This window comes from Arsenophonus sp. ENCA (assembly GCF_002287155.1).
Taxonomy (GTDB): domain Bacteria; phylum Pseudomonadota; class Gammaproteobacteria; order Enterobacterales; family Enterobacteriaceae; genus Arsenophonus; species Arsenophonus nilaparvatae.
This window is the reverse complement of sequence record NZ_NHNG01000592.1, coordinates 1-1984: the sequence shown is the minus strand read 5'-3', so window position 1 is coordinate 1984 and position 1984 is coordinate 1. Positions and strand designations below refer to the sequence as shown.

The window sequence follows — 1984 nt, the reverse complement described above, 5'->3', positions numbered from 1 at the left end:
AGGCAAACGGCTATAGGAGCCAGATTCAGCGTAAAGGCCATCGAAACAAACCGTTGTCCAAGACTCAGCAAGGGCGAAACCACAGGATTGCAAAGACTAGGGCACGGGTTGAACATGCATTTGCGGCGATGGAACAAATGGGTAGAAAACTGATCCGCACCATTGGACAGGTGCGCGCTAATTTTGCCATGACGATGATGGCAGCATGTTACAACCTAAAGCGGTTGGCGTACTTCCAGAGCGCGTGCATCGTGGCTTTCTGACGCCCAGAATGGGTCAAATGGCCCTAGCCAGGGCAATGTGCGATAGAATCAGTAACGTGATAATCAAAAAAAATCTAATTATTTAGAATGAAAGCCAAGGGTTAATTGAAAATCTTGAGTTTTTCGAGGTGCCCTTTATTAAGCGCAGCTATTTTTACCTTTATCAGTGCTTTTATGCAAAGTTGGGATGGTATTTTATTAACCAGAGCATTGGTTGGATTTGCTTTAAGTGGTGTTGCCGCGGTTGCCATGACTTACCTCAGTGAGGAAATTCATCCCAATTATTTAGCACTTTCTATGGGATTATATATTAGTGGTAACTCTATAGGTGGTATGAGTGGACGCTTAATTACCGGTATTTTAACTGATCATTTTTCTTGGCGTATAGCTACCATTGTATTCAGTTTGTTTGCTTTTATTGCCGCGATTATCTTTTGGCGCTTATTACCGCCTTCACAACATTTTAGAGCTTCTTCAGTCCGTCCACTTTTCCTATGGATTAATTTTTAGAGTGCATCTTAGAGATAAGGGGGGTTGACTTTTTTATTTATGATTGGTTTTATCATTATGGGAAGTTTTATAACCCTCTATAATTATATAGGTTATCGATTATTGGAAGCTCCTTATAATTTTAGTCAGACTATGATTGGTCTATTAGCTTTTATCTTTTTAGCCGGTACCTATAGTGCTTCTAAAGCAGGATTTTTAGCACTAAAGTATAACTATTCAGATATTTTATTTATTGCAATTTGTTTAATGTTTATTGGTATCGCGATAACTTTTTTCTCTCCAATTTTACTTATTTTATTGGGTATGGTGATTATGACGGTAGGTTTTTTTGCGGCTCATGCTATTGTCAGTAGCTGGATTGGGAAGCGTGCAAAGCGAGCAAAAGCCCAGGCATCTTCATGGTATTTGTTCAGCTATTATGGCGGATCCAGCATCGCCGGTACATTAGGTGGTATATTTTGGAGTAATTGGAAATGGAATGGAATTATTGGTTTTATTATATTTTTAACATCTCTAGGATTAATTATTAGTATCAAATTAAGGAAAATATAAACTGCGGGTCTTAATTAAACACAAAATCTTGTACTTTAATTAAGACTTTTATTTAGATCAGCACTAATCAAATTCAATATCCATACTATATTCGCCCAGGTAAAGTTTGGCAGCTTGAGTTTTTTGCCGCGGGTGCAGTTACTGGAAATTTATCATCAGGCGTAATATATACCTGTGTTGTAGCAACATAACCGTCACTAAAAATAGCTTGCCAACTTATTATTTTTGTATTGATGACGACCGTTATATTTTCACCTGTGCCAATTTTAATTGATGATGGTAAATACCTGATACCATCGCCAATTCCCAAACGAAATGCAACAAAAAGCGTGTTGCTTAATAGTGAAATAAGGGTGTTTCGGTGATTGAAGTAAATTTTACGCTGTTCTGAGATGGACATTCCAAAGACCTGCGCTTAAGGAGTAAGAAGGTATCATCAATAAAGGGTCTACGATTCCGTAAAATTTGGGTCATGCAACCGAGGCGCTTGATACCCGCGATGGCGTGTTCAACTGTAATACGGATGCCCGAGATTATTTTATTTTCTTGTTTTTGTTCAGGCGATAAAGGTCTTTTTCGAGTTCCTTTTTTTGGGATTTGTGTATTAGGATGCTGTTTATCTATACCTTGAAAACCGGTATCTGCCCAGATGGTTACCT

The 1984-nt window shown here is 38.3% G+C and carries 2 protein-coding genes and 2 pseudogenes; 2 read left to right on the top strand and 2 right to left on the bottom strand.

Going from position 1 to position 1984, the window contains the following annotated elements; all coding sequences use genetic code 11:
- Both CBG25_RS15430 and CBG25_RS15425 read left to right on the top strand, forming a co-directional pair.
- Nucleotides 1-263, top strand: a 263-nt coding sequence (locus tag CBG25_RS15430) for a transposase (RefSeq protein ID WP_290603799.1), incomplete at its 5' end; no start/stop codon positions are given.
- A gap of 144 nt (nt 264-407) precedes the next feature.
- Nucleotides 408-1325: pseudogene (locus CBG25_RS15425) on the top strand (MFS transporter); the annotation flags it as partial.
- An 85-nt stretch (nt 1326-1410) separates the two neighbouring features.
- Here the strand turns inward: CBG25_RS15425 and CBG25_RS15420 are convergent.
- Both CBG25_RS15420 and CBG25_RS15415 read right to left on the bottom strand, forming a co-directional pair.
- Nucleotides 1411-1536: pseudogene (locus tag CBG25_RS15420) on the bottom strand (PqaA protein); the annotation flags it as partial.
- Between the two features lie 125 nt (nt 1537-1661).
- Nucleotides 1662-1984: transposase family protein (locus tag CBG25_RS15415; RefSeq protein ID WP_290607754.1), on the bottom strand; the 323-nt coding region annotated here is incomplete at its 5' end.